This window comes from Mycobacterium sp. 1245499.0, assembly GCF_001673615.1.
Classification (GTDB): Bacteria; Actinomycetota; Actinomycetes; order Mycobacteriales; family Mycobacteriaceae; genus Mycobacterium; species Mycobacterium europaeum_A.
In genome coordinates this window covers 1-25,272 of sequence record NZ_LZMG01000136.1, presented here as the reverse complement: position 1 = coordinate 25,272, position 25,272 = coordinate 1, and the positions used below count along the sequence as shown (strand labels likewise).

Here is a 25,272-nt window from a genome sequence, read left to right as displayed (position 1 = left end):
CCAGGATGCCCGAAGACGGGCCGGCCCCTCCGACGACGGCGGTGCCGGATGTCTTGGGCCAGAACCGGCGGCGCTGGAACGGATAGGTGGGCAGTTCGATGCTGCGACGTCGCTGACCATGCAGCGCAGCGAAATCCGGACGATGGCCGCCGACGTAGGCCGCGGCCAGCGCGTCGGCGATCTGGCGCCGATCGCCGACGCCCTTACGCAGCGAGACGATCGCCCGCGGTGCGGTCAGGTGCTCCGGCCAGACCTGCACCGCGGCACCGGTCAGCACCGGTTGCGGACCGATCTCCATCAACACCGAGCAGCCCAGCGCCGCCGCGGTGCGCACGCTTTCGGCGAACTGCACCGGCTGGCGGGAATGGCGCCGCCAGTACGCGGCGTCGAGCGGGGTTTGGCCCGTCAGCACGGCCCCGGTGCGGTTGCAGATCAACGGCATCGTCGGGGCGGCGAACTCCAATTGCGCTGCGTAGGACTCGAATTCGTCGAGCACCGGATCCAACAACTCGGAGTGGAAGGCATGGCTGGTCTGCAGCCACGTGCAGCGGATCGCCTCGTCGCCGAACTTGGCGACGATCTGTTCGAGGTCCTCACCCGGACCCGACAGCACCGTATTCGGTCCGTTGTACGCGCCGACCGACACTCGCGGGAATCCGCTGGCGATCTCCTCGACGTGCTTGGCGTCGGCGAATACCGCCACCATCCGTCCGCCCTCGGGCAGGCTGCCGAACATCCGGCCGCGCTCGGCCATCAGCCGGGCGCCGTCCTCGAGCCTGAACACCCCGGCCACGCAGGCCGCCGCGTACTGGCCGACGCTGTGCCCGAGCACCACATCGGGTTCGATCCCCCACGACTGCCACAGCCGGGCCAGGCCCATTTCGACGGCGAACAGCGCCGGCTGGGCAAACGACGTGTGCCGCAGCCTCTCTCCGGCTTTGCCCCCCGTTTCGCGATCGGTGGCGAACAGCACCTCCAGCAAGGGATGCGGCAGGATGTCACGGACCGCGTCCGCGCACCGCGTCACCGTTTCGGCGAAAACCGGTTCGGTGTCGAACAACTCACGCGCCATCCCCGGGTACTGGCTGCCCTGGCCGGTGAACAACCATGCCGTCATCGGGTGGTGTGTGTGTTCGCCACGCACAACGCCGGGCCGCAGGCGGTTCTCGGCCAATTCGGCCAGGGCGTCGCGCGCGCTCTCGAGCGAGTCCACCACCAGGGCGGCGCGGTGTTCGAAGTGTGACCGGCCCGTTCCGGCGGTGAGGCATACCTCGGTGAGGTCCGCATCCGGGTGGGCGGCCAGCCAGGCCTCGTAACGCTGCGCCAACGCCACCAGCGCTTCGGGTGACCGCGCGGACAGCGCGAGCACCGTGGCGCCCTGAGCGTGCGACGCCGAGTCCGCGGCGGCGTCGTCGGCGGGGTTCGGGTCGGCGGATACGGCGCGCGCCGGTGCCTCCTCCACCAGGACGTGCGCGTTGGTTCCGGTGAACCCGAACGAGCTCACGCCCGCGCGCCGCGGCCTGCCGTTGGGCTGCCACGGCATCGTCTTGTCGACCACCCGCACGGGCAGCGAGTCCCACGGAATGTGCGGCGACGGCTGCTCGAAGTGCAGGCTCGGCGGCAGGACCTCGTGCTGCAGCGACAGCACGACTTTGATCAGACCGGCTGCGCCCGAAGCGGATTCGGTGTGACCGATGTTGGTCTTCACCGAGCCCATCAGTAGCGGCCGGTCGGCGTCGCGCGAGGCGCCGTAGGCGGCGGCCGCGGCCTGCACCTCGATCGGATCACCCAACGGGGTGCCCGTCCCGTGCGCCTCGAGGTAGTCGACGTCCCCGCCGGCCAGACCCGCACGAGCCAGCGCCATCCCGATGAGCCGTTGCTGCGCACCACCATTGGGCACAGTCAAACCGCTGGACGCGCCGTCCTGGTTGACCGCGCTGCTGGTGATCACCGCGCAGATCCGGTCGCCGTCGCGCTCCGCGTCGCTCAACCTCTTCAGTACGAGGATTCCGCAGCCCTCGCTGCGCACGTAACCGTCGGCGGAGGCGTCGAACGTCTTGCATCGGCCCACCGGGGAAAGCATCCGCGCGCGGGAGGCCGCGATGACCGTCACAGGACTCAGCAGGACGTTCACTCCGCCGGCCAGCGCCATGTCGCAGTCGCCGGACCGCAACGCCTGGCAGGCCTGATGGACGGCCACCAGCGCCGAACTGCATGCGGTGTCGATCGCCACCGCCGGTCCCTCGAGTCCCAGCGCGAAGGCGACCCGACCGGAGATGGCGTTGAGCGCATTGCCGGTGATGAAGTGCGGTTCGATCTTGTCGATCGACTCCGATGACAGCAGATGCGCGTATTCGTTGGCCGCCACACCGGTGAAGACTCCGGTTCGGCTGCCGCGCAATGCGGCCGGCGAGTACCCGGCGCGTTCCAGGCCCTCCCACGCCGTTTCGAGCATCAGCCGCTGCTGCGGCTCGATCCAGACGGCCTCGCGGGGCGAGATGCCGAAGAATTCGGGATCGAATCCGTCGATTTCGTCCAGGAATCCGCCGAACCGGGTGTAGGTCTTGCCTGGGGCGTCCGGATCCGGGTCGTAGAACTCGTCGATGTCGAATCGGTCCTCCGGGACCTCCCGGATCGCGTCGACCCCTTCGGACAGCACCTGCCAGAACGCTTCCGGGTCGGGCGCGCCGGGGAAACGGCAGGACACCGCGACGATCGCGATCGGTTCGTCCGTGCGGGTCGTCACCACCGTTGCCGGCTGGGACCGCGTTTTCGAGGACGTTTGATCGCGGAGCTCGAGCACGTCGCCGAGCAGGTAGTCGGCCACGTCGGACAGCCGTGGGTGATCCATCGCCAGGGTGGCCGGGACCTGCTTACCCACCCCTTCCTCGATGCGCCGACGCAATTCGACCGCCATCAACGAATCCATGCCGAGATCGAAAAACCCCGCGTCTTCGCGGATCTCGGCGGCGTCGACGCGGGTAACCTCCGCGACCGCATCACGCAGATAATCGGTCAACAGTTTCTTGCGCTGCTGTACCGGAGCGGCCGTGAGCCGGTCGACCAACGGGGTGTTCCCGGCCGGCGTCGCCGCGGGCACCGCAGCGGGCACCTCGCGCTCCAGCTCCGCCAGGAACGCCCGCCGACCCGCTTGCTGGTAGAGCGGCAAGAAACGGGTCCAGTCGATTCGGGCCACTACTCCGTGGGCAGCGCCCCGCGCCGAGGCGGCCGCCGCCACATCGGACAACCCCGCAAGCGCATCGGCCGGTGCCAGCGTACGGATCCCGCGCTGATCCAGTCGCGCACGAGATTCCGCGTCGGCCATACCGGCCGCCCACGGCCCGAAGTTGACGCTCACGCCGAGGATGCCCTGTTCGCGCAGCCGCCACGCCAGCCCGTCCAGGAAGGCGTTCGCCGCGCCGTAGGCGCTCTGGCCGAATCCACCCCACACCGAGGCGATCGAGGACGTGCTGAGGAAGAAGTCGAGCTTCAGGTCCGTCGCCGCCTCGCTCAAATGCCAGGCGCCCCAGACTTTTCCGGCGAAGACGCGATCGATCTCGGCATCGTCCAAGGCGCTCAGGGGCGTGGTACCGATCTCCCCCGCGGCATGGACGATGCCGGCCAACGGCGGCAACTCGGCCTGCACGCCCGCCAGCAGGCGTGCGACGTCGTGCGCGTCGGCGACATCGGCGGCCACGACCCGGATTTGGCAGCCGTGCGCCTCACCGAGTGCGTCGATGCGCTGTCGGACCGCATCGGTCGGCGCGCGCCGACCGGTTAACACCAGATGCCCGGCGCCGTTGGCGGCCAGGTGCCCGGCGATCTCCAGCCCGATCGCACCCAGCCCGCCGGTCACCAAATACGTTGCGTCGTTTCGCAATTGCAGCGACGTGCCGCTCGGGGTCTCGGTGCGCCGAACCAACCGGAGAACGTAGACCGCCCGATCACGCAGCGCGAGCTGGTCTTCCCTGATCGCCGCGTCGTCCGCGGGGGCGATCCGGTCGATGAGCGCAGTCCATTCGTCGGCGGTCCCCGCTGATAAGTCCGCGAGTCCGCCCCATACCTGCGGCAGCTCCAGCGATGCGGCGCGACTGAAGCCCCACAGGCTGCTCTGGTGCGGCGCCACCGTGTCCGTATCGGTGACGCGCTGCGCGCCGCGCGTCACGACCCAGATGGGGCTGCGCAACTGCGCGGCGACCGCGGCACGAAACACCCGCCGTGTCCCGCCGAGGATCCGGTGCTGCATCCGCAACAGTGAGCGCATCGACGGCGTGGTCCCCGCCTCCAGGGCCGCGGCATGCACGACGCGAAGCGTCGAATCGTCCGCGGCGGCGGCGCGAAACACGCCCACGAGGTGTTCCTCGTCCGCGTCGGACACCGGCAACCCGATGACCTCGAATCGGTGGTTGCGTGCGGTCAGCGCGTCGACCAACGGCTGGACCGCGTCGGTACCGTCGGCGACGATGACCCACCGCGACACTCCGTCTGCCGGTGACGGCTCGGCGGTCGATGTGTCCCAGCGGATCTCGTAGCGGTCGTTCTCGATGGACCGGGTGGTGCGCTGTTGATTGTGTTGTGCCGCAAGCTTGGTGAGCACCTGCAGGGTCTGATGATCGCCGCTCGCGCCGTCGAGCAGCGTCGCGAGCTCCTCGATCCGGCCGTCCTCGAGAAGGCGGACCGCTTCGGTGCGCGGCCCACCGACGTCGCGGCGTTGGTCGGGGCGCTCGCGGTCGTCGCGGAACCAGTACTGACGCCGCTCAAAGGGATAGGTGGGCAGGTCCAGCTTGCGTGCGTGCGCCTGCCCGAAGGCCGCGAAGTCGGGCAGGTGGCCAAGGACATACGCGTCGGCAACCGCTTCGGTGATCTGCCGGTGGTCGGCGGTGTTACGGCGCAGCGACGTGATCGCCCGCGGTGCGGTGGCCGGGTCGGGCCATGCGCTCAGGGCCGAGGCGGTGAGCACCGGTCGTGGGCCGATCTCGAGCAATACCTTGCAGCTCAGCTCGGCGAGGGTGCGCACGCTCTTGGCGAATTCCACCGGCTGGCGCGCGTGACGGCGCCAGTAAGCGCCATCGAGCTTCACGCTGCGGCCCAGCGCCGCTCCGGTGCGGTTGTCGATCAGGATTCGTTGCGGCGCTTTGAAGTCGAACCGCCCCGCATACGATTCGAATTCGTCGAGGATCGGGTCCAGCAGCGCCGAGTGGAACGCGTGGCTGGTGTCCAGCCAGTCACACCGAACACCGTCGGCCGACACTGCGGCTACCGCCCGCTCCAGGTCCGCCACTGGGCCGGACAACACGGTGTTGGCGCCGTTGTAGGCGGCCACCGACAGGCTGGGGAACTCGTCGGTGAGTCGCTCGACCCGCTCGGCGGCGGTGAACACCGCGACCATCCGGCCACCCGAAGGCAGGCTGCCGAACAGACGACCGCGTTCGGCCATCAGCAGGGCACCGTCTTCGAGACTGAACACGCCCGCGACGCAGGCCGCCGAATACTGGCCAACGCTGTGGCCCAGCACCACGTCGGGCTCGAAGCCCCACGACTGCCATAGCCGAGCCAGGCCCATCTCCACCGCGAACAGTGCGGGTTGCGCGTACGACGTTTGCTGCAGCGTCGCTTCGCCGTCCGGGCCGTCCGCATCGAAAACAACGTCCAGCAAAGGCCTTTGGAGAACGTCGGCAACCGCGGCGGCGCACCGATTCAGCGTCTCGGCAAACACCGGCTCGCTGTCGAACAACTCTCGAGCCATGCCGGGGTATTGGCTGCCCTGACCGGTGAACAGCCACGCGGTCTTCGGTGGCTCCTGCGATTCTCCGCGGAACAGCCCCGGTGCCGGGCGGTCGTCCGCCAGAGCGCCGAGTAGTTCCAGCGCGGATTCTCGCGAGTTGACCACCAGCGCGGCCCGCTGCTCCAGGTGTGCCCGACCCGCCCCGGCGGTGAAGCAGACGTCCGCGAGGGTGGCCTCGGGGTGCTCGCTCAACCAGCTGCGGTAGTCGGCCGCGAGCCGCGCCAACGCGGCGGGCGTTCGCGCCGAAAGCGGGAGGATGCTGAACCGGCGGTGCCCGGAATGCTCGACCGGAAGCGGCGCCGGGGAAACGGACTCCGTTTGCTCGGGAGCTTCGGAGAGAATGACGTGAGCGTTGGTGCCGGCGAAGCCGAACGAGCTGATGCCGGCAATGCGCGGCTCTCCGTTGCGTTCCCAGGCGGTGGGCTGCTCGACGACCTGCACCGCAAGCCGGTCCCAGGGGATGTGGGGCGACGGGTTCTCGAAGTGGAGGTGTTGCGGGATCAGTTCGTTCTCGAGCGACAGGATGACCTTGATCACCCCGGCGATGCCCGCGGCCGCTTCCAGGTGTCCGATGTTCGTCTTCACCGAACCCATCAGCAGCGGCCGGGAGGGTTCGCGCCCGGCGCCGAGCACCGCGCCCGCGGCCTGCGCTTCGATGGGGTCACCCAGCGACGTCCCGGTGCCGTGCGCTTCCAGGTATCCGACGTCGCGTGGTTCGAGGTCGGCCCGCTTGAGCGCATCGGCGATAACCCTTTGCTGGGCAACGCCATTGGGTACGGTCAGGCCACCCGAGGCGCCGTCCTGGTTGATCGCACTGCCGCGGATCACGGCGCGGATCCGATCGCCGTCGCGGATCGCGTCCTCCAGGCGCTTGATCACGATGACGCCGCAGCCCTCGCCGCGCACGTAGCCGTCCGCGGCAGCATCGAATGTCTTGCACCGGCCGTCAGGGGCGAGCATGTGCGCGCTGGAGAACGTGATCATGGTCGCCGGGGTGAGCAGCACGTTCGCGCCGCCGGCCAGCGCCAGGTCGCATTCCCCGAGGCGCAGCGCCTGGCACGCCTGATGGATCGCCACCAGCGACGAGCTGCACGCCGTGTCGACGGCGACGGCCGGACCCTGCAGTCCCAGCCGATAGCTGATCCGGCCGGCGGCCGCGGCGTTCGAGGTCCCGATGGCCATGTAGGCCTCGATTTCGGGGTACGTCAGCTCGTCGGATGCCATTCCCAGGTAGTCGTGCGTCGCCAAACCGACGAAGACCCCGGTGTTGCTGTCAGCCAGATCGGTTGGCGCAGTGCCTGAATGCTCGACCGCGCGCCATGCCGTTTCCAGCAGGATGCGGTGCTGCGGGTCCATCAGCCTGACCTCGCGGGTCGACATGCCGAAGAACGGCGCGTCGAATCCCGTTACGTCGTCGACGAAGCCGGCACGACGGGTGACGACCTTACCGGGCGCCCCCGGTTCGGGGTCGAAGAATTCGTCGACGTCCCAGCGGTCTTGCGGCACTTCGGATATCGCGTCGCGGCCGTGCTGCAACAGATCCCAGAACTCGTCGGCATCGGCGGCTCCGGGGAATCGCGCCGCGTAACCGATGATCGCAAAGCCCGATGCCGGCTTGCCCAGACCTTCGACGGATGCCATGCGCTTGTCCTCTCCTGGCCGGTCACGATCGATCCCCACGGGACGCCGGTTGCGCTCGGAAGATCTTTTCCGGAGGCCGGCGCGGTCCCCGCAGCGCCGCACCGCGCAACGACAGCCGGTGTGACTGCCGCCCTGCGTCCCCGTCCGGCCGTTCGATCGCCACAACGGCCTGCCGGATCCGTGAGCGAGTGTAGGCGGTGGCTCGCGCACGCCTGCGACGGCGATCACTCGGAGGGTTTATCTTGGTCTCGCCGCCAGGGTGGCCGTGGTCGTTGCAACCGAGGAGGACGAAGTTTTGCGCATCGGGAAGATTACGATCGGCGCACTCGGTGATTGGACGGTGACGCCCGGGTCGGTGATCTCCTGGCACCCGACGGCCGCGGCGACCGAAAAGGTCAGGCACGCGCCGGTCAGCTCCGTGCCGGTCAGCTACATGCAGAGCCAGCATCTTCGCAATTACTGTGAACGGACCGCCGCGGGGCTGAATTTCTCCCGCCAGATCATCGCTACCTGTGAAGTGCCCGGGACGTGTGACGTTGCCGCCATGAACCACGCCGTCAACGCGTATCTGCGCCGGCACGACACGTTCCGCAGCTGGTTCGAGCACACCGGTGACGGAGAATTCATCAGGCATACCGTCGACGATGCCGACGCTATCGAATTCGCCCCGATCGAGCACGGTGAGATGACTCCCGACGAAATACACGCTCACGTCGTGGCCATTCCGAATCCGCTGGAGTGGGGCTGCTTCACCTTCGGGATTATTCAAAGCGAAGACCGCTTCACATTCTTTGCCGCCATGGATCATGTCCACGGGGACGCGACGTTGATTGGCACCACGATGATGGAGGCCAACGGCATGTACACCGCGTTGAGCGGCGGCGGGCAGGCCCTCACCCTTCCCGATGCCGGCAGCTTCGATGATTTCTGCACCCGCGAACGCGAGTACACGTCAACGCTGACCGTAGATTCCCCCGAGGTGCGCGCGTGGATTGACTTCGCCGAAAACAACGATGGCGGCTTTCCCGAGTTCCCGCTCCCGCTGGGCGACCCGCAGGACTCCAGTAGCAGCGACATGACGTCCGAACTCCTGATGGACGCGGCACAGACCGAACGGTTCGAATCGGCCTGCGCGGCGGCCGGCGCACGGTTTGTCGGCGGCCTGTTCGCCTGCCTCGCCTTGGTGGAGCACGAATTCACGGGTGCCCTCACGTATTACGGGCTTACTCCCAGGGATTCCCGCAAAGCCACCGACAATTTCATGACGCAGGGTTGGTTCACCGGTTTGATCCCCATCACCGTGCCCATAGCTGCCGCCTCGTTCGGCGATGCCGCGTGGGCGGCGCAGGCGTCCTTCGATTCGAATCTGGATATGGCGAAAGTTCCCTATTACCGCGTGTTGGAACTCGCGCCGTGGTTGCGCTGGCCGCAACCAAACTTTCCGGTGTCGAATTTCTTTCATGGCGGCGCCGCTCCGCTCAATGCCATTCTCGCCGCGGCCGACATGGGGTTGGCGAACAACATCGGAATCTATCCCGACGGCCGATATTCATACCAGCTGACCATTTACATATTCCGCTACGGGGAAGGCACGTTCATGGCGATCATGCACCCGGACAACCCGGTCGCCCGGAAATCGGTTGTCCGCTACCTGGAGGCGATGAAGTCGGTCTGCGTGCGGGTCGCCGGCAGCGGGAGCTGGGGACGCGTCGCGTAGCGTGGAGCACTTCGATGGCTCGTGAGGCGAATTTGCGTGGTGTGACCGGGCTCGGGCGGGTGCGGCCGAGAGTCCCCGGCGGGCACGCCCGACGGCGCCGAGCGGGGATGAGGGCGATATGCGACGGCTAGCCGATTTCGTGGTGCGGTGGCCCTGGGCAGTGGTGGGGATCTGGATTGCGATCGCCGCCGCGCTACCCCTGACTTTTCCGTCGCTGGGCGAGATGGCCGAGAAGCATCCGCTTGCCATCCTGCCCAGCGATGCGCCCTCGAGCGTGACCGCTCGAAAGATGACCGAGGCGTTTCACGAGTCGGGCTCAGAAAACCTGCTGTTGGTGGTGTTGACCGACGACAAGGGGCTTGGCCCGGCCGACGAGGCCGCTTACGGCAAAGTGGTGGACGCGCTGCGCCGCGACACGCGAGATGTCGTGATGCTGCAGGACTTCGCCAGCACGCCGGCGTTGCGCTCCGTCGTCACCAGCAAGGATCACAAGGCGTGGGTGCTGCCGGTCGGCGTCGCTGGTGAGTTGGGCACGCCCCGCTCGTACGCCGCCTTCAACCGGATCGGCGAAATCGTCAAGGGGGCGCTCACCGGCACATCGCTGACGGCAAACCTCACCGGCCCCGCGGCGACCGTCGCCGACCTCACCGACGCGGGCGCTCGGGACCGGATGCCGATCGAGTTGGCGATCGCGGTGATGGTCCTGATCGTCCTGCTGGTGATCTACCGCAGCGCGGTCACCATGCTGCTGCCGTTGCTGACGATCGGGATATCCCTGGTGATCGCGCAGGCGGTGGTAGCGGGCTACTCCCAACTGACCGGCTCGGGCGTCTCGAACCAGTCCGTTGTGTTCTTGAGCGCCATAATGGCCGGAGCCGGAACCGATTACGCCGTCTTTCTGATCAGCCGCTATCACGACTACTTGCGGTCGGGCGCAACTCCCGATCAGGCGGTCAAGCGCGCCATGTTCTCGATCGGAAAGGTCATCGCCGCATCCGCGGCCACCGTCGGAATCACTTTCCTGCTGATCAGCTTCGCCCGCATGGGCGTGTTCAAGACGGTCGGGGCGTCCTCGGCGATCGGTATCGGTGTGGCTTTCCTCGCCGCGCTGACGCTGCTGCCGGCAATTCTGGTGCTTGCGGGGCGGCGTGGCCTGGTCAAGCCACGCCGCGAGCTGACCGCCCGGTTCTGGCGGCGGTCGGGCATCCGCATCGTGCGACGACCGAGGGTCAACCTGGTTGCCAGCCTGCTCGTGTTGATCATCCTGGCCAGCTGCGCCGGCCTGGTGCGTTATAACTACGACGATCGCAAGGCGCTGCGGGCTTCCGCCCCGAGTTCCGTCGGGTACGCCGCGCTGGATCGCCACTTCCCGGTAAATCAGTCCATCCCTCAGTACATCCTGGTCCAGTCCCCGCATGACCTGCGCACGCCGAAGGCACTCGCAGACCTCGAGCAAATGGCGGACCGGGTCAGTCAATTGCCGAATGTTGCTGCGGTCAGTGGCATTACGCGCCCCACCGGGAATGTGCCAGAACAATTCAGAGCCACCTATCAGGCGGGCGCTATCGGCACCCTGCTGGCCGGCGGGTCCACCCTGATCAAAGACCACACAGGCGACCTCAATCGGCTGGTAGACGGGGCGGGGACGTTGGCCGACAACCTCGGCAACATGCGGGGCCAGGTCATCCAGCTCGCCGCGGGCGTCCAGGAGCTCGAGACTGCCTTCTCGTCGGCGAAGAACCAGTACACCGGCGACGCGCTGGTGAAAGAAGTCGATCTCGCAGCCCAGCTCGTGGACCATGTGAACGCGCTCAGCAACAACATGGGCTGGAACTTCTCGGCGGCCAAGAACATGTTCGCCTGGATCGGCCCGGTGCTGGGGGCGCTACAGGGCAACCCCCGATGCGACGTCGACCCCTCGTGCAGCGCCACCCGCGGGACATTCGAGCAACTCGTCGGTTCGCGCGATCAAGCAGACCTCGACGCGATCAATGACTTGGCGCACCAGTTGCAGGAGTATCCGGACAAGCACGCGCTGAAAGCGTCGGCGGACCGCCTGCGCGCCGCATTGGCGAAGCTCACCACCGTGCTGCATTCGCTGGGGATGGACAAACCCGGTGGTCTGCAGTCGAACCTGAACACCTTGCAAGATGGCGCTAACCGTTTCGCCGGTGGCAGCCGGCAAATCGCCGACGCGGTGGCTCAGGTCGTCGACCAAGTCAAACAGCTCGGCAGCGGGCTCAACGACTCAGCGGCGTTTCTGTTGTCGCTGAAACGCGACGCGGCGCAACCGGCCATGGCCGGATTCAACATCCCACCCCAGCTGCTGCACTTGGCGGAGTTCCAGAAGGCAGCCAAGGCATTCATCTCGCCGGACGGTCACTCGGTGCGGTACCTGGTCCAGACCAAACTCAATCCGTTCAGCACCGAGGCCATGGATCAGGTCAACGCGATCGAAGCGGCCGCGCGGGGGGCCCAGCCGAACACCGCGCTCGCGGACGCGACGGTGTCGATGGCCGGATACACCGTCGCGCTCAAGGACACGCGCGACTACTACCAGCACGACATCCGGTTCATCATCACGGTGACCCTGCTGGTGGTGCTGGTGACCCTGATCGCGCTGCTGCGCGCGATCGTCGCTCCGCTGTATCTCGTTGCCTCCGTGGTTATTTCGTATTTGTCGGCGGTGGGAATCGGGGTACTGGTGGTGCAATACCTGCTGGGTCAGCAATTGCATTGGAGTGTGCCGCCGCTGGCATTCGTGGTGCTGGTCGCGGTGGGTGCCGACTACAACATGCTGCTCGTCTCGCGAATGCGGGAGGAGTCGCCGCGCAGCATGCGTTACGGCATCATCCGGACCCTGGGTTCGACGGGCGGGGTGATCACTGCGGCGGGTCTGATCTTTGCCGCCTCGATGTGTGGTCTCTTGTTCTCCAGCATCAGCACCGTGGTCCAGGGCGGTTTCGTGATCGGGGTGGGAATTTTGCTGGACACCTTCTTGGTGCGCACCATCACGGTTCCCGCCATCGCCGCCCTGGTCGGCCGGGCGAATTGGTGGCCCTCCCGAGCGGGCGCGCCAGTGGGAGCCCGGCGGCCGGCGCCGCGGTTACCGGAGGGACGCGCCGAGGCGCAGCCCGGTTAGCACCCGTAGGGGATGTGTGTGAGACTACGAGGCGGATTCGAGCGGTAGGAGTTGGGATGAAGAAACTGCTCGCAGGTGTTACGGCGCTGGTAACCGTAGCTGCCACAGGGTGTTTCGGCGTCAATACCGCGACGGCTGACGACGCGCCGATCGGCGGGCCGCCGACCCCGGGGGCGCCGGGCGACCAGACGGCATTCGCCCTCGGCGGCGCTCACGTCCTAGGCATCCCCTACGACGAGTACATCCGGCAGGAGGGCGCCCAGTGGTTCCCCGGCCAGCAGCGCGAAATCGTCCGCTACCCGGCAGGACAGGTGCAGGGGCACGTGCTGGAGCGACTCTTCCCGGGTATCGGCAAGATCGGTGAGGGGCTGTTGCCCGGACTGGGTCTGGACGGCCCAAGCGTCGGCGAGTCGGTCGACGTGGGGGTGAACAACCTCGATGCCGCGATCCGCACCGGCCGCCCGGGCACGGCGATCGGCTTGTCCGAGGGCGGGTTCGTGGTCGACGGCGAACAGGCCCGGCTGGCGAATGACCCGGCCGCTCCCCCGCCGGACAGACTGAACTTCGCCACGTTCGGTGACCCCATTGGGCATCACGCCTTCGGGCAGAGCTTCCTGACCGCCATGTTTCCGGTCGGCAGTGTGGTTCCCGCGCTCGACTACACTATGCCGCCTCAGTACGAAAGCCAGTACGACACAAACAGATTCGTGGCGGCGTACGACTCGATCGCGGACTTCCCCGACCGGCCCGACAACATGTTCGCTTTGGCGAACACGCTGCTAGGGCTGGCCACCGGTCACACGGCGGTGGCTTTCACCAACCCGAGCATGGTGCCCCCGCAAAACATCAGGACCACGATCAACTCCAGGGGCGCCAAAGACACGACGATCATGGTCCCGGAGAAGCACCTTCCGCTCGTCATGCCGCTCAAATACATCGGGATCGACGAAGGCACGCTGGACAAGCTGGACGCCATCCTGATTCCCCGGGTGAATGCGGGTTACGCGCGAAACGACGACCCGGCGACGGCCCCGGTCCAGGTGGACCCGGTGCACGGCTTCGACCCGGCGGAAGTCACCGCGCCGGCCAACCAGGCAACCTTCGGCGGCGGCGCCGATCCCCTTTCCCAGATCCTTAGCGGCGCCACTTCGGTGTTGTCCCACGGCACCGGCTAGACAACGCGCCTATGTCTGGATCATCGATTCTTGCCATGCTGCACGGGCGTGCCAGCCTGCGGCCCAACGACGTGGCGTACACGTTCACCGATTACTCCGACGACGCCGACGGCGTTGCGCAGAGTCTCACGTGGTCGCAATTATCCCGCCGGACCTTCAACGTGGCGGGCGAGCTCGGCCAGCACGGTTCGGTCGGTGACAGGGCGGTAATCCTGGCGCCGCAGGGCCTCGACTACATCGCGGCGTTTCTGGGATCGATGCAGGCCGGGCTCATCGCGGTTCCGCTTCCGCTGCCGCATCGCGGCTCGAGCGACGAGCGGGTCAGCGCCGTCCTCGCCGATACGTCACCGTCGATCGTGCTCACCACGTCCGCGGTCGCCGAAGATGTCGCCGAGTACGTCGATCGGGCGCGCATGGATGATGTCCCGAAGATCGTCGAAATTGATTCGATGAATCTGGACGCCGATCGCCAAACCGCCGTTCCGGCAACCGTTTTGCCCGACGTCGCGTATCTGCAATATAGCTCGGGTTCGACCCGAACCCCGACCGGTGTGATGATTTCGCACCACAACCTGCAGGTGAATTTCGAGCAGCTGATGCGCAGCTTCTTCGCCGACTCCCGCAGAAAAGCCCCGTCGGACACCACGATCGTCTCGTGGCTGCCCTTCTACCACGACATGGGTTTGGTGCTGGGCGTGTGCGCGCCGATCCTGGGCGGCTGGCGCGGTGAGCTGATGAGTCCCGTCGCGTTCTTGGAGCGGCCGGCAAGATGGGTGCGATCCCTGGCCGCGAACACGTCTTCGTGGTCGGCCGCCCCCAACTTCGCCTTCGACCTGGCGGCCCGCAAGACCAGCGACCGTGACCTGGCCGGACTCGACCTCGGCGGCGTGCTGGGCATCATCAGCGGCGCCGAACGCGTCGAGCCGGCCACCCTGAGCCGCTTCGTCGATCGGTTCGCGCACTTCAACTTTCGGGACGACATGATGCGTCCGTCCTACGGCTTGGCGGAGGCAACCGTCTTCGTGGCCAGTGGTACCTGGAGTGACGAGGCGACGGTTCACTTCGATATCGACGAGCTGTCCGCGGGCCGCGCAAAGCCGTGCGCGGCAGGCGCCGGCTCGGCGCTGGTGAAATACGAACCGCCGCAATCCCCGGCACTGCGAATCGTCGACGGCGACACCGACCGCGAGTGCCCGCCGGGGGTGGTCGGCGAGATCTGGGTGCGCGGCGCCAACGTGGCCGAGGGGTACTGGCGCAAGCCGCCGGCAGAACAGCGCTGCTTCGGCGCGACGCTAGTCGACCCGTCGCCGGGTACGCCCGACGGGCCATGGCTGAAGACCGGTGACCTGGGTTTCATCCACGAGGGTGGGCTGTTCATCGTCGGCCGCATCAAGGACCTGCTGATCATCCGGGGACGAAATCACCATCCCGAGGACATCGAGGCGACGGTCCAGGAGATCACCGGCGGTCGGGTCGCGGCGATATCGGTTCCGGTGAACAGCACCGAGAAGCTCGTCACCGTCATCGAGTACAAGAAACGAGGCGACTCCACCGAGGCGGCCATGCACTCGCTGACCTCCGTCAAACGCGACGTCACCTCGGCGATTTCCAATGCGCACGGCGTGAATGTGGGAGACCTCGTGCTGGTGCCGCCCGGCTCGATTCCCACCACCACCAGCGGCAAGATCCGGCGCGCCGCCTGCGTCGAGCAGTACCGCCGGCAGCAATTCGCCCGGTTGGACGCCTGAGCCGGGGCGACGGGCGCGCGCCACGATGCCGATGTTGGTGACCGTCCTGGTGATGGCGCTGGCCGTCAGCGTCGAACCGTTCCGAGTCGGACTGACCGTGGTCATGCTGAACAGGCCCAGACCGGCGCTGCAACTGCTCGCGTTCCTGTCCGGCGGTTTCGCCATGGGAACGGCGGTGGGGCTGGTTGTCTTGTTCGCCTTCCGACGCGCCATGCTGGGCTCGAACTACTTCGCGTTGCCCAAGGTGCAGATTGTGGTCGGCCTGCTGGCGCTGACGGTCGCGGCGGTCGTGGCCGCGAATCTCCCCGCGCGGTTGGGTGCGCGGCCGACGGGATTCGCCTCGCCGGTCCAACGTTTGCTGAGCCGGCATTCGCTGGCGGTCGCCGGCATCGCCGGTCTCGGCATCGCATTGCCGTCCGTCGACTACCTTGCCGCGCTGGCCGTCATTCTGGCCTCCGGGGCGACGGCCCTGACGCAGGTCGCGGTGCTGTTGATGTTCAACGCCGTGGCCTTCGCCCTGATCGAGATTCCGCTGCTGGCCCACCTGCTGGCGCCCGAGGCGACCGCCACGCGGGTGGCGGCGCTGCATGACTGGATTCGCTCGCGCCGGCGCGTCGACGTTGCGCTCCTGCTGGCCGCGGCCGGTTGCGCTTTCCTCGCGGTCGGCGCGGCCGGCCTTTGACCCTTCGCCAACGACGCGTCACCGCTGGGAAGATAATGAGTCCAATCCGCACCGGCAAAGGAGCCGCGATGAGCAAGGCAAGCACCGACCGTCCGCTACGCGTGATCCAGTGGACGACCGGGAACATCGGTCGGCGTTCGCTGCACGCCATCATCGGGCGACCCGACCTGGAACTGGCCGGCGTGTACGCACACGGCGCCGACAAGGTCGGCGTCGACGCCGCCGACCTGGCGGGCTGGCCGGAGCCGACTGGGGTGCGGGCGACCAACGACATCGATGCGCTGCTGGCCCTGGGCGCCGACGCGTGTTGCTATAACCCGTTGTGGCCCAACATCGATGAGCTGGTGCGGCTGCTGGAATCCGGAGTCAACGTGTGCACCAGCGCCGCGTGGATCACCGGCGGAAAGCAGACACCGCAGGACCGCAAACGCATCGAAGATGCTTGCCGGAAAGGCAATTCGACAATCTTCGGCAGCGGTGCGCACCCCGGCATGACGAACATGGTGGGCATGGTGCTGTCCGCATCGTGTGAGCGCGTCGACGAGATCCGGATCACCGAGTCGGTGGACTGCTCGACCTATGAATCGGCGGAAACCCAGACGGCCATGGGCTTTTCGCAGGATCCGGATACCCCCGGGCTGGCCGAGAACGTCCGGCGCGAAAGCGAGGTCTTCGCGGAGTCGGCGGCGATGATGGCCGACGCGATCGGGGCGAAGCTGGACAAGATGACCTTCGACGTCACCTTCACCGCGGCCACCGACGACTCCGATCTGGGCTTCATGAAGATCCCCGCCGGAACGGTCGGCAGCGTCTACGGCTACCACCGCGGCTGGGTCGGTGACCGCAATGTCGTCAGCGTCGGGTTCAACTGGACCATGGGCAGTCACGTCGTCCCGCCCAAGCCCCTGGAGCACGGGCACGTCATCCAGGTGTTCGGGCTGCCCAACATGCGAACCGTGTTGCACTGCCTGCCGCCCAAAGACTGGACAGAGCCCGGATTCATGGGGCTGGGAATGATCTACACCGCGATGCCGGTTACCAATGCCGTCCCGGCGGTGGTGGCCGCCGAGCCGGGAATCGTGACGCTGGCGGATTTGCCGCCGGTCACCGGTCGGCTCGCCCACTAGCAGCTATGCCGTACGCCACAAGTGGTGGCCCCAGGAGGAACGCTTGCGTGCACTAAGGTTAATATCCCCAACTGAGCAAATGTTCCGTTGACAGTGGTGTCGTCGGCGACGGTTGGTGAGCTTTGCGGAAGGCGGTCAGGTGGTGGCTAGTCCAGACTCGGGTACCCGCCCCGGCCTTCTCAGCCGCGTACTGAGACGAGCGTGGATCCCGCTGGTGCTGGTGGTCGTTCTGTCACTGTCGGCGCTCATCGTGTCGCGACTGCACAAGATCTTCGGCTCGGAAGATCTCAACGCAAACGCCGGCAAGGGGATCGAAATCGTGCAATTCAACCCGAAGGTCGTCGTCTACGAAATCTCCGGTGCCCCGGGCACCACGGCGAACATCAACTACTGGGACGAGAACGCCAACACGCATCAGGTCAACAACGCTGCCCTGCCCTGGTCGACCACCATCTCGACCACGCTGCCCTCGGTGAGCGCAAACATCATGGCGCAGAGCGACGGCAGCACGATCAGCTGCAAAATCACCGTGGACGGCATTGTCCGGGACAACCAGAACTCCGCCGGCCATAACGCCCAGACCTTCTGCCTGGTGAAGTCCGCATGAGCGACGTGCACAATCAGACCGAGCGCGACCTGAGCGCCGCCGACACCGGCCCGATCGGCACCCGGGGGTTGTCGAAGGCCGAGCGCGGCCATCGGCCCTACCTCCCCCACGCGATCCGCATCTTCGCGATACCGATCATCATCGGCTGGGTCGCGATCACCGTGTTGGTGAACGTCATCGTGCCCACGCTGGAGAAAGTCGGCGAGGCGCACTCGGCGCCGATGACACCGCTCGACGCGCCGTCGATGAAGGCGATGATGCGCCTGGGCCATAACTTTCACGAGTTCGACTCCAACAGCACCGTCATGATCGTGCTGGAGGGTCAGCATCCGCTGGGCCCCGACGCGCACCAGTATTACGACAAGCTGATCCGGCAACTTCGCCAGGATCCCAAGCACATTCAGCACATTCAGGACTTTTGGGGCGACCGGCTGACGGCCGCGGGCGCGCAGAGCGCCGACGCCAAGAGCGCCTATGTGCAGGTGAACCTCGCCGGTAACCAGGGCACGACGCTGGCCAACGAGTCGGTGGACGCCGTGCGCAAGGTCATCGACGAGAACAAGGCACCGCCCGGTGTGAAGGCCTATGTCACCGGTCCCGCTGCGCTGTCCGACGACATGCACATCATCGGTAACGCCAGCCTGGCCAAGATCACGCTGTTCACCCTTGGTGCCATCGCGATCATGCTGCTGCTGGTCTACCGGTCCATCGTCACCACGCTCGTGCAGCTGTTCATGACCTTTGTCGCGCTGGCCTGTTCGCGCGGGGTGGTCGCGGTTCTGGCGTATCACAACGCATTCGGGCTCACCACCTTCGCGGCCAACATCCTCACCATGCTGGCCATCGCCGCGGGAACGGACTACGGCATCTTCCTCGTCGGCCGCTACCAGGAGGCGCTGGCCGCCGGCGAGGATCGAGAAGAGGCGTACTACACCACATTCAAGGGCGTCGCCCCGGTGGTGTTGGGTTCGGGCCTGACAATCGCGGGCGCGACCTATTGCCTGAGCTTTTCGCGGCTGCCGTGGTTCAACACCATGGGCGCGCCCGTGGCGATCGGCATGCTGGTCGTGGTGCTCGCCGGTATCACGCTGGGCCCCGCGGTGGTTTTTGTCGGCAGCCGCTTCCACCTGTTCGAAAGGCAGGCCAAGCGTGGTCGGCTGTGGCGCCGGGTGGGCACCGCCGTAGTGCGTTGGCCCGCACCGGTTTTGGCCGTCAGCGCCGCCATCGTGCTGGTCGGCATGATCGCCCTGCCGAGCTTCCACACCAGCTACAACGACCGCCACTACCTGCCGCTGTCAGCCCCGTCCAATCAGGGGCAAGAGGCCGCGAATCGGCATTTCTCCGAAGCGCGGATGAACCCCGACCTGTTGATGGTCGAGTCCGATCACGACATGCGCAACCCAGCCGACATGCTGGTATTGGACCGGGTGGCCAAGAACGAGATGCGCACGCTGGGCATCGCCATGGTCCAGGACATCACCCGGCCGCTGGGCATTCCGATCCAGCACAGCTCGATCCCGTTCCAGAACAGCGTCCAAAGCCAGACGACGATGCAGAACATGAGCTTTCTCAAGGAGCGCATGAACGACATTCTCAAGATGGCCGATGATCTGCAAACCCAGATCGACACCACGCAGCGCCAATACGAGGTGTCGCTGGATCTGGCCAACGCCGCCGACGACAGCGCGAAGACCACGGCGGTGACGTCGCAGATCACCGACACCCTGCGCGACCACATCGCCGACTTCGACGACACCTTCCGCCCGGTCCGCACGTACTTCTACTGGGAGAAGCACTGCTACGACATCCCGCTGTGCTACGGGCTGCGGTCCCTGTTCGACACTTTGGATGGCTTCGATCAGCTCGCGGAGCAGTTCCATTACCTCACGGGCGACATCCAGCACACCGCCAAAGCAACCCATGATCTGAATGCGTTGTTCCCCACGCTGATCACCACGCTGAAGACCACCCGGGGCATCACGCTGACGCTCTACCAGACGTTCAAGGCGATGATCAATCAGATGGAGGCGATGAGCAATACCGCCATCGTGATGGGGCAGAGCTTCGACGCGTCGAAGAACGACGACTTCTTCTACCTGCCGCCGGAAGCCTTCGACAACCCCGATTTCCAGACGGGTCTTCGGATGTTCTTGTCACCGGACGGTAAGTCGGCGCGGTTCTTCATCACCCATCAGGGCGATCCGATGTCGCCGGAGGGTATCGCGCGGGTCGATGCCGAACGCACCGCCGCGCAGGAGGGGCTGAAGCAATCCTCGCTCTCGGATGCCCGGGTGTATCTCGGCGGAACCGCCGCGACGTTCAAGGACATGGCAGACGGCGAGAAATACGACCTGATGATCGCCGTGGTGTCGGCCCTCACGCTGATCTTCATGATCATGCTGCTGCTGACCCGCAGCGTGGTGGCCGCACTGGTGATCGTCGGCACCGCGGCCAGCTCGATCGCGGCGTCTTTCGGTCTGTCCGTGCTGATTTGGCAGGACCTATTCGGCATCAGGATCCACTGGATCGTGATGGCGCTGTCGGTCATCATCCTGCTGGCCGTGGGATCCGACTACAACCTGCTGCTCGTTTCCCGGTTCCGCGAAGAGATCCATCGCGGGCTCAAGACCGGGATCATCCGGTCGATGGCCGGTACCGGCGGTGTGGTGACGGCGGCGGGTCTGGTGTTCGCCTTCACCATGGCGTCCATGTTGGGCAGCGATCTGCGGGTGCTCGGTCAGTTCGGGTCGACCGTGTGCATCGGTCTGCTGCTCGACACGCTGGTGGTGCGCACGCTGCTGATGCCCTCGATCGCCACCCTGCTCGGACGGTGGTTCTGGTGGCCGCAGGTGGTGCACCCCCGTGGGGATAACGCACGACGGCCGGTGAGCGCCTGATTCGTTAGTGGCGCTCGTAACTACTCCGGCGGCAGCGCCACGGTGACCGCGACCGCGCCCGCACCGACATGCAGCGCGAGCACCGGTCCCAGCTCGGTGATGATCGCCGGTTCGCACGCCGGCAGCCGCTCGCCCAGCGCTGAGGCCACCTCCCGGGCGCCATCCGGGTTGTCGACGTGATGCACCGCCAGGGCGGCGGCATCGTTGCCGACGACCTGGCAGACCCGGTCGATCATTGCCTCGGTGGCATGGGTGACGGTGCGGACCCGTTGGGCCAGAACGAGTTTGCCGTCATCGATACGCAACAGCGGCTTGAGCGCCAGCGCGGTGCCCAGCCACGCCTTCGCCCCGCCGATGCGTCCGCTGCGCCGCAGGTTGTCCAGGCGGTGCACCACGATGAAGGCATGCCCGCGGTCCACGGCCGCGTGCGCGGCGTCCGCGACGGCGTCGAGGCTTGCGCCGTCGGCCGCCGCCCGCGCCGCGGCCAGCGCGACGAAGCCGGTGCCCATCGCGGCCGACTTCGAGTCGACGACCCGCACGTTCGGGTCCAGGTCGGCCGCGGTGCGTTCGGCGGCCCGGCACGTTCCCGACAGCGCCGACGAAATGTGTACGGCCACAACGCCGTCGGCGCCGCTGTCGGCCAGCGCCTGCTGATAGGCGTCGGCGAGTTCGGCCGGGGTGGCCGCCGCGGTGGTGGCCGCCAGTTTGTAGATGTCATCGGGAACGTCGTCCACACCGTCACGCAGATCCGCGCCGTCGAGCAAGATGTGCAGCGGAACGACCCGGATTCCCCACTTTTCGAGCAGGTCGGCCGGCAGCCGTGCCGACGAGTCGGTCACCACCATGACGGTCACCAGCGCTACCCGCGGGGCTTCTCGTTGGGCACGCCGGCCTGATTGCGCGGCGCCTCCTCATCGCGCTGCGCGTCCCCCGCAAGCGGGAGGTGCCCCCGCTGCATCGTTGCCACGCCGGCCTCGGCGAGCGCCTTGAGCATCAACTCCGCGACCGCCTGGTGGGCTTCGAAGTTCCAGTGAATCCCGTCCGGGTTTCCCCGACCGCTCATCACCTGTTCGGCGACAGCGGCTTTCAGATCGACCAGGGGCACGTTGTGGTTTTGCGCCCATTCGGTGATGGCGGCCGCCGTGCCCGCGCGGCCGTGGTGGGCCCGGCCGTAGGTGTCGGCGATGTGCACCGACGGCAGCGACGCCACGATCGGAATACCGGGCCGGTTGAAATCGATTGCGCCACGGGTCTGTTCGAGGTAGTCCGCACTCAGGTGTGGTGGCAGCGCCGATCTGGCCACCGGCGAGAGCCTGGGCTGCAGCCAGCCATAGCCGTCGCGAACCCAGCGCCGCAGCCACGGCGGCCGCACATAGCGGATCAGCTCGCGCAGCGCGGTGGGCAATACCGACGGCAGCGAATCCATGCCGCCGGTCGCGAAGATGACCGCGCCCGCCCTCGGTAGCGCCGCCCACGCCCGCGGGTCCTGGGTCGCCGCCCACCAGATGTCGCGGCACGTCCACCCGATGCGGCCGATCAGCTCGACGTCCCAACCCAGCTGCGCAGCAACGATATTCGGCCAGATCCGGGGATCGTCGGCGGGCAGCCCTCCCGTCGGGCCGTAGTAGGCCAGGGAGTCGGCGAATATCAGCAGGGTGGGCTTCGGCGGCCGCTCAGAGGACATCGTTGGACACCTGCGCCGAAGCGTTCCACACATCCAGACGCCAACGGATGCTGTCGAATTCGTCGGCCGGATCGTCGTTGTGGCCGGACAGCTGCACCCAGCTGGCATTGCCCATGCCACCCAGGATCGGCCAATTGGCGACGGGAAGCTTCAACAGCGCGGCCGACAAAGCGGCGATCAGCCCGCCGTGGGCCACCAGCACCACCGGGCGATCGGGCCCGTCGGGCTCGCCCCACTCCGGCTCGCCGGTCACCAGTTCGGCAACCAACGGCACGCTGCGAGCGGCGACGTCGACCCTGCTCTCACCGCCGTGCGGTGCCCAGGTGGCGTCTTCGCGCCAGGCCAGCCGGGCGCCGGGGGCCTGCGCGTCGACCTCGGTGTGCGTCATTCCCTGCCAGTCGCCGAGATGGGTTTCCCGCAACCGCTGGTCGACCCGGATCGGCAGGCCGGTCAGCTCCCCCAACCTGACCGCCGTGTCGTAGGCGCGATGCAGATCCGACGACACGATGAGCAACGGCTGCAGTTTGCCCAGCACCTCGGCGGCCGCGACGGCCTGGGCCCGGCCGAGTTCGCTGAGTTCGGAATCCAGCTGACCCTGCATCCGGCTGCCGGCGTTGAACTCGGTTTGCCCGTGCCGCAACATGATCAGACGACGGACCCTCATGACGCACCCGACTCATCGGAGTTGGCGCGGCCCTCATCGAGGTCTACCGGCACCACCGGGCAGTCACTCCACAGCCGGTCGAGGGCATAGAAGTCGCGGTCCTCCTGGTGCTGAATGTGGACGACGATGTCGCGGTAGTCCAGCAGCGTCCAGCGGCCTTCCCTGGTTCCCTCGCGACGCGCCGGCTTGTAACCGGCCTTGCGCATCTTCTCCTCGACCTCGTCGACGATGGCGTTGACCTGTCGCTCGTTGGAGGCCGAGGCGATCACGAAGCAGTCCGTGATGGCCAACTGCGCGGAGACGTCGATGACGATGACATCGTCGGCAAGCTTCGACGCGGCGGCACCGGCGGCCACCGTGGCCATGTCGATGGCCTCCTGGGTGGCGCTCATGGGTGATCCCCTGCGCTCAGGCGTGTTTCGCTGGCCGGCACCGGCGGCACGACGTCGTCGCGGTAGAGCCGGCGCTTGGAGACGTACTGCACGACGCCGTCGGGCATCAGGTACCACAGCGGGCGGCGCTGCGCCGCGCGGCGGCGGCAATCGGTCGAGGAGATGGCCAGCGCCGGGATCTCGACGAGGGTCAGCGCGTCGTCGGGCAGCTCACCGAGCACGCCGGTGACGTGTTCGCGGCGCAGCTCGTAACCGGGCCGGCTGACCCCGATGAAGCGGGCCAGCTCGAACGCCGTCTCCCAGCCCTGCCACGACAGAATGGAGGCCAGCGCGTCGGCCCCGGTGATGAAGTACAGCTCGGAGTCCGGGTTGAGAGCGTGCAGGTCGCGCAAAGTGTCCTTGGTGTAGGTGGGGCCGGCGCGGTCGATGTCGACCCGGCTGACCGTGAAACGGGGATTGGACGCCGTGGCGATCACCGTCATCAGGTACCGGTCCTCGGCGGCCGAGACGTGCCGGTCCTTCTGCCAGGGCTGGCCGCTGGGCACGAACACCACTTGGTCGAGGTCGAACAGGTCGGCGACCTCACTGGCGGCAACCAGGTGGCCGTAATGGATGGGGTCGAACGTCCCACCCATCACCCCTAACCTGCGAAGCTGCTTTTGCACGATTTGCCAGCTTACTTGAGCCGGTGTTACGGCCCGATTTCCCTGGTCGGGCGGCGGCGCTGCGACCCTATCCCGGCATCGGGTCGATCGGTGAGACTGGTGTACCCACAGCTTCGATCGCTTCTCCGGCGGCCAGACACAGGTCCTCGCGGTAGCGGCCCGCAACGATCTGCACGCCGACCGGCGTGCTGCCGAGCAGACCGGTCGACACGGTCAGTGCCGGCAGCCCGAGGTAGGGCAAACCGAGCTGGGTGAGCTGTGCGGCCCATACCCGCGCGAAGGCGGCGTCGCCTTGCATATCGAGATGGTTCGCGAAGGGCAGCTCGGCGCTGACCGGTATCACCAGGACAGAGTAATTCTCGAACAGCGTCAGCCAGTCACGCAGAAGTGTGGCTCGGCGACTCAGCGACTTGGAGAACGCGGTCAGGTCGAAAGCGACGGCTTGCTCGCGCAGACGCGCCAGCACATTCAACGCGCCCGGGTCGCCCTCCCGTTGGGCGGCCGCAAGCTTGTCGTCGTACCCGTCAAGGAACGCGAGTTTGGTTTGCGCATCGGCTGCTTCGGCGAGTGGCGGGGTGGTGGCCAGCTCGTCCACGTCCCACGCCGCGGCTTTGAGCCGCTCGGCCGCGTCGCGGACCGCTTGCGCCACTTCAGGTCTGGTGCCAAGCCCGTCCGGCGCCACGCAGAAAGCCGCTCGCTTGGCCACAGGGGGCGGACCTGACAGGGGCGCGGGCACCCACCACGGGTCGCGGGCGTCTCGAGCCGCCATCGCCGCGAATGCCAGCCGGAGGTCGGCGACGCTGCGCGCTAACGGGCCTGAAACTCGCCCGAGCTGGGCGCCGATGGTCGGTTCGGGGAGAGAGGCATTGAATGCGGGGACGCGGCCAAGTGTCGGGCGCAACCCGTGTATCCCACACGCGTACGCCGGATAGCGGATCGAACCTGCGATGTCGGTTCCGTGGGCAATCGCGCCGATGCCCGCCGTGACTGCCGCGGCGGCCCCGCCCGACGAGCCACCAGGGGTTAGGTCCGCGTTCCGTGGGTTGCGGGTTTCCCCGTGCAATTGATTCGAGGTGAACCAACGGAGGCAGAATGCGGGCGCATTCGTCCGGCCGATGAGCACCGCACCGCTCTTCAGAAGATTGTCGACGACGGGGCTGTTGGTTTTGGCGATGAGGCCACGCTGTAGCGTCACGCCGTCGGTGGTGGCGTAGCCGGCCTGGTCGACGTTGATCTTCACCGTTACCGGCACACCGGCCAGCGGTCCAACCTCATCGCCGCGGCGCAGCCGTTCGTCGATCATGGCGGCGGCGGCCAATGCCTCGTCGCGGTGATGATCAACCACC

15 protein-coding genes are annotated in these 25,272 nt (G+C 67.0%); 8 read left to right on the top strand and 7 right to left on the bottom strand.

All coding sequences use genetic code 11. The features are described 5' to 3' along the window. On the bottom strand, positions 1 to 7,426 hold a 7,426-nt coding region (locus A5646_RS06745), incomplete at its 3' end, for an SDR family NAD(P)-dependent oxidoreductase (RefSeq protein WP_067020754.1). 295 nt (positions 7,427 to 7,721) lie between these two features. Here A5646_RS06745 and A5646_RS06740 point away from each other — a divergent pair. From A5646_RS06740 to A5646_RS06705, 8 genes are all read left to right on the top strand, one after another. Continuing rightward, a complete protein-coding gene (locus A5646_RS06740) occupies positions 7,722 to 9,143 on the top strand; it encodes a condensation domain-containing protein (RefSeq protein ID WP_066877449.1) in 1,422 nt (473 codons plus the stop codon). Positions 9,144 to 9,261: 118 nt separating this feature from the next. Beyond that, positions 9,262 to 12,285 carry an RND family transporter gene (locus A5646_RS06735; protein ID WP_082984655.1) on the top strand — a complete coding sequence of 1,008 codons (3,024 nt, stop codon included), beginning with the start codon at positions 9,262 to 9,264 and terminating at the stop codon, positions 12,283 to 12,285. 56 nt (positions 12,286 to 12,341) lie between these two features. Next, a complete protein-coding gene (gene pe / locus A5646_RS06730) occupies positions 12,342 to 13,460 on the top strand; it encodes an acyltransferase PE (RefSeq protein WP_066877419.1) in 1,119 nt (372 codons plus the stop codon). An 11-nt stretch (positions 13,461 to 13,471) separates the two neighbouring features. Next, on the top strand, positions 13,472 to 15,208 hold the full coding sequence (locus A5646_RS06725; protein ID WP_082984654.1) for an AMP-binding protein: 1,737 nt from the start codon (positions 13,472 to 13,474) through the stop codon (positions 15,206 to 15,208). Positions 15,209 to 15,239: 31 nt separating this feature from the next. Continuing rightward, positions 15,240 to 15,890: a GAP family protein gene (locus tag A5646_RS06720; RefSeq protein WP_067020757.1), complete on the top strand. Its 651-nt coding sequence runs from the start codon at positions 15,240 to 15,242 to the stop codon at positions 15,888 to 15,890. A 68-nt stretch (positions 15,891 to 15,958) separates the two neighbouring features. Further along, positions 15,959 to 17,017, top strand: a complete 1,059-nt coding sequence (locus A5646_RS06715) for a dihydrodipicolinate reductase (protein WP_066867138.1) — start codon at positions 15,959 to 15,961, stop codon at positions 17,015 to 17,017. 139 nt (positions 17,018 to 17,156) lie between these two features. Next, positions 17,157 to 17,624 (top strand): MmpS family transport accessory protein, encoded by a 468-nt coding sequence (locus A5646_RS06710; protein WP_197498087.1) that lies wholly within the window; start codon positions 17,157 to 17,159, stop codon positions 17,622 to 17,624. Then, positions 17,621 to 20,521, top strand: a complete 2,901-nt coding sequence (locus A5646_RS06705) for an RND family transporter (protein WP_066877423.1) — start codon at positions 17,621 to 17,623, stop codon at positions 20,519 to 20,521. The genes A5646_RS06710 and A5646_RS06705 overlap by 4 nt, the downstream gene beginning before the upstream one ends. A gap of 20 nt (positions 20,522 to 20,541) precedes the next feature. Here A5646_RS06705 and A5646_RS06700 read toward each other — a convergent pair whose 3' ends face one another. From A5646_RS06700 to A5646_RS06675, 6 genes are all read right to left on the bottom strand, one after another. Then, positions 20,542 to 21,375 carry a DegV family protein gene (locus A5646_RS06700; RefSeq protein WP_067020746.1) on the bottom strand — a complete coding sequence of 278 codons (834 nt, stop codon included), beginning with the start codon at positions 21,373 to 21,375 and terminating at the stop codon, positions 20,542 to 20,544. Positions 21,376 to 21,380: 5 nt separating this feature from the next. Next, positions 21,381 to 22,205 carry a diglucosylglycerate octanoyltransferase gene (octT, locus tag A5646_RS06695; RefSeq protein ID WP_066867109.1) on the bottom strand — a complete coding sequence of 275 codons (825 nt, stop codon included), beginning with the start codon at positions 22,203 to 22,205 and terminating at the stop codon, positions 21,381 to 21,383. Continuing rightward, a complete protein-coding gene (gene gpgP, locus A5646_RS06690; protein ID WP_066877429.1) occupies positions 22,195 to 22,869 on the bottom strand; it encodes a glucosyl-3-phosphoglycerate phosphatase in 675 nt (224 codons plus the stop codon). The genes octT and gpgP overlap by 11 nt, the downstream gene beginning before the upstream one ends. Continuing rightward, entirely contained in the window at positions 22,866 to 23,261 is a 396-nt protein-coding gene (gene rsfS, locus A5646_RS06685) for a ribosome silencing factor (RefSeq protein WP_066867105.1), read from the bottom strand. Before rsfS ends, gpgP begins: the two co-directional genes overlap by 4 nt. Further along, positions 23,258 to 23,926: a nicotinate-nucleotide adenylyltransferase gene (gene nadD / locus A5646_RS06680; protein WP_082972548.1), complete on the bottom strand. Its 669-nt coding sequence runs from the start codon at positions 23,924 to 23,926 to the stop codon at positions 23,258 to 23,260. Before nadD ends, rsfS begins: the two co-directional genes overlap by 4 nt. Positions 23,927 to 23,993: 67 nt before the next feature. After that, on the bottom strand, positions 23,994 to 25,272 hold a 1,279-nt coding region (locus tag A5646_RS06675), incomplete at its 5' end, for an amidase family protein (RefSeq protein WP_067020743.1).

What these genes read in the sequence shown, in the direction of transcription:
- rsfS (WP_066867105.1), bottom strand. Translation starts at nt 23,261, where the DNA reads ATGAGCGCCACCCAGGAGGCCATCGACATGGCCACGGTGGCCGCCGGT.
- octT (WP_066867109.1), bottom strand. Translation starts at nt 22,205, where the DNA reads ATGTCCTCTGAGCGGCCGCCGAAGCCCACCCTGCTGATATTCGCCGAC.
- A5646_RS06725 (WP_082984654.1), top strand. Translation starts at nt 13,472, where the DNA reads ATGTCTGGATCATCGATTCTTGCCATGCTGCACGGGCGTGCCAGCCTG.
- pe (WP_066877419.1), top strand. Translation starts at nt 12,342, where the DNA reads ATGAAGAAACTGCTCGCAGGTGTTACGGCGCTGGTAACCGTAGCTGCC.
- A5646_RS06715 (WP_066867138.1), top strand. Translation starts at nt 15,959, where the DNA reads ATGAGCAAGGCAAGCACCGACCGTCCGCTACGCGTGATCCAGTGGACG.
- A5646_RS06735 (WP_082984655.1), top strand. Translation starts at nt 9,262, where the DNA reads ATGCGACGGCTAGCCGATTTCGTGGTGCGGTGGCCCTGGGCAGTGGTG.
- A5646_RS06705 (WP_066877423.1), top strand. Translation starts at nt 17,621, where the DNA reads ATGAGCGACGTGCACAATCAGACCGAGCGCGACCTGAGCGCCGCCGAC.
- gpgP (WP_066877429.1), bottom strand. Translation starts at nt 22,869, where the DNA reads ATGAGGGTCCGTCGTCTGATCATGTTGCGGCACGGGCAAACCGAGTTC.
- A5646_RS06720 (WP_067020757.1), top strand. Translation starts at nt 15,240, where the DNA reads ATGTTGGTGACCGTCCTGGTGATGGCGCTGGCCGTCAGCGTCGAACCG.